Here is a 4,858-nt window from a genome sequence, read left to right as displayed (position 1 = left end):
GAACTCACCGGCCAATACTTTTTACACATCTTCTCGAAGAAGCAGCCCGACCTGAACTGGGAGAACCCGGATGTTCGCGCCGCCGTCTACCAGATGATGAACTGGTGGCTCGAGCAGGGCGTCGACGGTTTCCGCATGGACGTCATCAACCTCATCTCGAAGCGCCAAGACTTCAGCGACGGTGATGACCTGTTTGGTCCGTGGATGAACGGTCCGCGCATCCACGAGTTCTTGCAGGAGATGAACCGCGAAGTTCTGCGCGACAAGGGCCTGATCACCGTCGGCGAAATGCCCGGATGCACCGTCGAACTTGCCCAGGAGTACACGGGTGAAGACCGCCACGAGCTGAACATGGTGTTCACGTTCGAACACATGGACCTCGACTCGAAGCCTGGTGGCTTCGGCAAGTGGGACCTGGTGCCGTTCACCGTTCCCGCCCTGAAAGAGAACTTCAACAAGTGGCAAAAGGGCCTCGAGCAGGTCGGCTGGAACTCGCTGTACTGGAACAACCACGACCAGCCGCGAATCGTGAGTCGCTGGGGAAACGACAGTGCAGAGCACCGCGTGCAGAGCGCTAAGGCTCTCGGCACGATCCTGCACCTCATGCGTGGCACGCCCTACGTCTATCAGGGCGAAGAAATCGGCATGATCAACCACGGTTTCACGACGCTCGACAAGTACCGCGACCTCGAGACGCTCAACTGGGCGGCAGAAGCCGCCGAGCAGGGCATCCCACTTTCGACCGTGATTAACGCGGTCGGCTACAAGGGTCGCGACAACGCCCGCACGCCCGTGCAATGGGATGAATCTGCCAATGCTGGGTTCACCACTGGTGAACCCTGGATCTCGGTCAACACTAACTACCCCGAGATCAACGCGGCAGCTGCTGTTGCCGACGCCGACTCGGTCTTCCACCACTACCAAAAGCTCATCTCAATGCGTCACGGCATGGATGTTGTGGTCAATGGTTCATTCGACATGCTCTGGATTGAACACGAGCAGCTCTTCGCTTACACGCGTGAGCTGAACGGTCGTGTGCTGACGGTTGTTGCGAATCTCTCGAATGACCAGGTTGTGTTACCTGAGAGAGTTTCAGGCGATGCAGTGCTTGGAGTGAAGAGTGATGTGCTTGCTCCGTGGCAAGCTTTCGTGACGTTGCAGAACTAAAGAGCAGAATTAGTTCATTGCGACGGCTGGATATCCAGCCTTATCGATGGCAGCGATGATCTCATCTTGAGGAATAGAGGCGTCGCTTTCGACGGTCACTGTGCCGCTGGGTAAGTCAACGGAAACAGATGTCACGTGTGCAAGCTCGGACACTTCCTTAGTGACGCTGCCCACACAGTGTTGGCAGGTCATCCCTGTGGCGGTGAATGTTGCTGTTGTCATCGAATACTCCTCATTTGTCAGGCAGGGTTGGCTTCAATAATGCCCATCATTCCTAAATCTTCATGATCGAGAATGTGGCAGTGGTAAACAGCTAGTCCGTCGAATCGGTCGAAATTCATGCGAACCACACTGCGCGAATTTGCGGGAACGTTCACCACATCTTGGTATTCAACATCTGTTACCGAATTGTCCCCGATAGAGAGGACCTGCATCGGCCACACGTGGAGATGGAAAGGGTGATCCATTGTGGTGGAATTCACAATCGTCCACTCTTCCACGGTGCCCAGACTGACCGACGTGTTAATGGTGTCCATGTTGAAGGGTTCACCATTGATAGTGAAGCCGCCATTCATATTTCCCATCCCACCCATCCCGCCCATGCCAGGCATGGCCAGCGTGAAAGTTCGCTCTGCTGCAATCTCACGTGCACGCAGATCCGGACCGGATTGTTGTGGCGGGATTGCCCCAACTGTGGTGGCTTGTGAGCTGCCGGGGATAAAAGTTGCGAGCGGGTAGTTGGAATATTCCTGGGTGGAGGTGCCCATCATCATGGCGTCAGGGTGTGGCACCGTGGTGTAACTCAGGGCTACAGGTTCTGCTCCCATGGTGATGAGGAGGTCCGCCCTGTTGCCTGGAGCGAGGGAGACTTCTGTTATCTGACGAGGAGTGGCAAAGCGACCAGAGTCTTTCCCCAACAGCACAGCTGAGCCACCGGAGAAACTCAGTGACAGATACCGAGACGTGCATGAGTTCACAATTCGCCATCGTTCAACAGCATTTTGCTGAGTTGAATACGAGGGCTGAATTTGTCCGTTGAGCAAAAGTATGTCGCCTTCGCGACCCATCATTTTGCTCATCATGTTTGCGCCTGAGACGTTGCCATCACTCTGGATTGAAATATCTGAGATAACGAGAACACGTTCTGTGGTGACAGGAATCTCTTTAGGGTCCTCAATAACTACTGCACCATAGAGCCCAGCAAATACCTGATCAGCGGCCATGCCGTGATGATGCGGGTGATACCAATAGGGGCCGGCAGGGTGATTCTTCTCAAGAACGTATTCATAAGTGAACGTTTCACCGTTGGCGATGTGAACAAATACGTTGTCACTATTGCCTGAAGGTGAGACGTGGAAACCGTGCATGTGCAGGTTCGTGGGCTCGCCAAGGTTGTTCGTGAAATTCACCGTAATCACGTCACCAGGTTTCACCATCAAGGTGGGGCCGGGGGTTGTGCCGTTGTAGGTCTTTAGCCGGGCAGCTTTCCCTGCAATGGTGACCTCGGTATAGGCAGCAACGAGATCCACGGTGAGCGTGCCGCCGGAACTGCGCAGAATCTCTGGCTCTCTTCCAGAGCCGGGCACTGAGTCGTTTTCTGGTGCACCAGCAATATTTTGCCCCACGGTGGTTCCCAGCCAATAGCCACCGCCAAGTACTGCGAGCGCTCCAACCGTAGTTCCACCGGCGATAAGCATTGTTCGGCGAGAAATGCCTGTTTCGGAACTACTCATCACAGTGCCGCCAGCATCTGCTTCATCTTCTCGATTTCAGCGGTTTGGCTGGTTACAATGTTGCCACCCAGTTCTTTGGCTTCGGCATTGGTTGACCCGGTAATCATCTGGGCCATTTCAATGGCCCCTTCGTGGTGGGCAATCATGCCTTCGAGATAGAGCTTGTCGAAGTCAGCGCCCTGTGCATTGTCGAGTGCGGTCATTTGTTCGTCAGAGAGCATGCCACCCATGCCCATGTCGTGACCCATTTCCATACCGGCACCAGAAGACTTAATCCATGTCGTCATCTGCTTGATCTCAGGAGCTTGAGCATCTTTGATCTGCTTGGCCAGGGCTAGGACCTCAGGCTTGGTGGTGTGGGTCTCAGCAAGGGTGGACATGTCCACGGCTTGCTGGTGGTGAGGAATCATCATCTGCGCGAACATGATGTCGGTTCCCGAGAAGTCTGAGGCACTCTGGTTGTTGTCCATCATGGAGTTATTCATCATGCCGTTTGAGTCGGAATTGGTTCCACCCGAATTGATGGTGCATCCAGTGAAAGTGAGCGCTCCCGCGAGAGAGAGGGCAGCGATTCCAGCGATACGGTATTTCTTTTCAAACATTGTGTTGTTCCTTTACGTCAATAAAAAAGTGTGTGTACTTTTGTCTGCGCTGGCAACGGACGTCGCCGACGCGCGGTGACGTGTGGCTTATGTTCGAGAAATACAAAGTGTGTTGAGATTGACTTGGCTCGGCGGCCTGGCTCGTGCCTGTCCAAGCCGAGAAAGTTTCTTATGGATTGGTTCAGGCACAGCAATCACAAACCTTCGAGCAAGCACTTGTGTGTAATAGCGCAAGCCAAGAAATGTCAGCAGGCTGAGTCCAGCAGTAATCATGATGGTACCCAAGATGTTTGCTGTCTCAGCATTCTGGTTTGTTCCCACTGCAACGAGAGTCTTCGATTCTGAGGTATCCATGTTCATCACTTCAGGTGCAATATCTGAAGACATATTCATGACAGTGCCATCACCCATGATGTGACTCATGTGTGGAGCGGAAGCTGCACCAAGGGCCGAGACGCACACAGCATGAAATACAGGCGCCAAGCCAAAAAGGAACGCCACAGTCACCATGGCGAAAATCGCGGGTAAACCTGCATGACGTTTCATAGTCCACATTGTTACAGAACAACCTATGAACCAGCTAGGAATCGATTCCGGCTAGTGGCCTTCGAGGTCTTCAGGCTCCTTGACCTTGTCCAGGTTGAACCAGGGCAGCATCACGTGGACCACGGGCCCAATGGCAAATGCATATAGAACTGTTCCTACCCCAACGGTTCCGCCCATGACCCAGCCCAGTCCCAGAACAACCACTTCAATAGCTGTTCGGACAATCCACAAGGGGCGCTGAGTAATACGAACAAGTCCCGTCATCAGGCCATCTCGAGGACCAGGACCTAAGCCGCCACCGATATACATCGAGATGCCCAGACCATTAATCAAGATGGCGACGATGAAGTAACCCAAGCCCCACCAGAAGTCTGGAGCCTTCGGAATCAGGGTAATAAAGAAGTCAATGGACAGGCCAATGGTGATGGCATTCAGAATTGTTCCGATTCCGAGCTTCTGCTTGAGAAAGATCCAGAGGAACATCACGGCGAAGCCGACAATGACCACCACGAGACCGATGGAGACTCCGGTTGCCTTGGATAAACCAAGGTGGAACGCATCCCACGGGTCCAAGCCAATTGCTGCTTGAAGCATGATGGCAAAAGCGAAGCCGCAGACGATCAGCCCGATCTCAACCAGGATCACGCGCTTCCACAATGGGGCACCCGTGCGGGGCACCTCAAAGATGGCGTTGAGGATTTTCACTTAGCCAAGCATTCGGCTAATGAGTTCTCGATAGCGATCTGCAGTGCGCTCGACAATGTCGGCTGGGAGGACGGGAGGGGTGCCGGTCTTGTCCCAGTTCGCAGA

6 protein-coding genes and 1 pseudogene are annotated in these 4,858 nt (G+C 53.9%); 1 reads left to right on the top strand and 6 read right to left on the bottom strand.

Annotation, left to right across the window (positions count from 1 at the left end; genetic code table 11):
- A partial coding sequence (locus Q0362_RS01490; protein ID WP_298119036.1) for an alpha-amylase family glycosyl hydrolase occupies window positions 1-1,167 on the top strand: 1,167 nt, incomplete at its 5' end.
- A gap of 9 nt (window positions 1,168-1,176) precedes the next feature.
- On the opposite strand, the gene Q0362_RS01485 is transcribed toward Q0362_RS01490, so the two are convergent.
- The 6 genes and pseudogenes from Q0362_RS01485 to Q0362_RS01460 form a co-directional block, all read right to left on the bottom strand.
- Window positions 1,177-1,389, bottom strand: coding sequence for a heavy-metal-associated domain-containing protein (locus tag Q0362_RS01485; RefSeq protein ID WP_298119033.1), 213 nt, complete (start codon window positions 1,387-1,389; stop codon window positions 1,177-1,179).
- Window positions 1,390-1,406: 17 nt separating this feature from the next.
- Complete coding sequence (locus tag Q0362_RS01480) at window positions 1,407-2,900, bottom strand: multicopper oxidase family protein (RefSeq protein ID WP_298119031.1); 1,494 nt, start codon at window positions 2,898-2,900, stop codon at window positions 1,407-1,409.
- The gene (locus Q0362_RS01475) at window positions 2,900-3,502 is read right to left on the bottom strand and encodes a DUF305 domain-containing protein (RefSeq protein WP_298119029.1); all 603 of its coding nucleotides are present in this window, start codon (window positions 3,500-3,502) and stop codon (window positions 2,900-2,902) included. Before Q0362_RS01475 ends, Q0362_RS01480 begins: the two co-directional genes overlap by 1 nt.
- Window positions 3,503-3,589: 87 nt before the next feature.
- Complete coding sequence (locus tag Q0362_RS01470) at window positions 3,590-4,048, bottom strand: hypothetical protein (protein ID WP_298119027.1); 459 nt, start codon at window positions 4,046-4,048, stop codon at window positions 3,590-3,592.
- A gap of 51 nt (window positions 4,049-4,099) precedes the next feature.
- Complete coding sequence (locus tag Q0362_RS01465; protein WP_298119025.1) at window positions 4,100-4,753, bottom strand: YitT family protein; 654 nt, start codon at window positions 4,751-4,753, stop codon at window positions 4,100-4,102.
- Window positions 4,754-4,858: pseudogene (locus tag Q0362_RS01460) on the bottom strand (phosphoribosylaminoimidazolesuccinocarboxamide synthase); the annotation flags it as partial. It abuts the gene before it with no gap.

Source organism: uncultured Aurantimicrobium sp. (assembly GCF_936931525.1).
Classification (GTDB): domain Bacteria; phylum Actinomycetota; class Actinomycetes; order Actinomycetales; family Microbacteriaceae; genus Aurantimicrobium.
The sequence above is the reverse complement of the archived record's forward strand: the minus strand, read 5'-3'. Positions and strand labels throughout refer to the sequence as shown.

Bases quoted from the DNA above. Each gene is read 5' to 3' on its own strand.
- Q0362_RS01485 (WP_298119033.1), bottom strand. From the start codon at position 1,389: ATGACAACAGCAACATTCACCGCCACAGGGATGACCTGCCAACACTGT.
- Q0362_RS01470 (WP_298119027.1), bottom strand. From the start codon at position 4,048: ATGAAACGTCATGCAGGTTTACCCGCGATTTTCGCCATGGTGACTGTG.
- Q0362_RS01475 (WP_298119029.1), bottom strand. From the start codon at position 3,502: ATGTTTGAAAAGAAATACCGTATCGCTGGAATCGCTGCCCTCTCTCTC.
- Q0362_RS01480 (WP_298119031.1), bottom strand. From the start codon at position 2,900: ATGAGTAGTTCCGAAACAGGCATTTCTCGCCGAACAATGCTTATCGCC.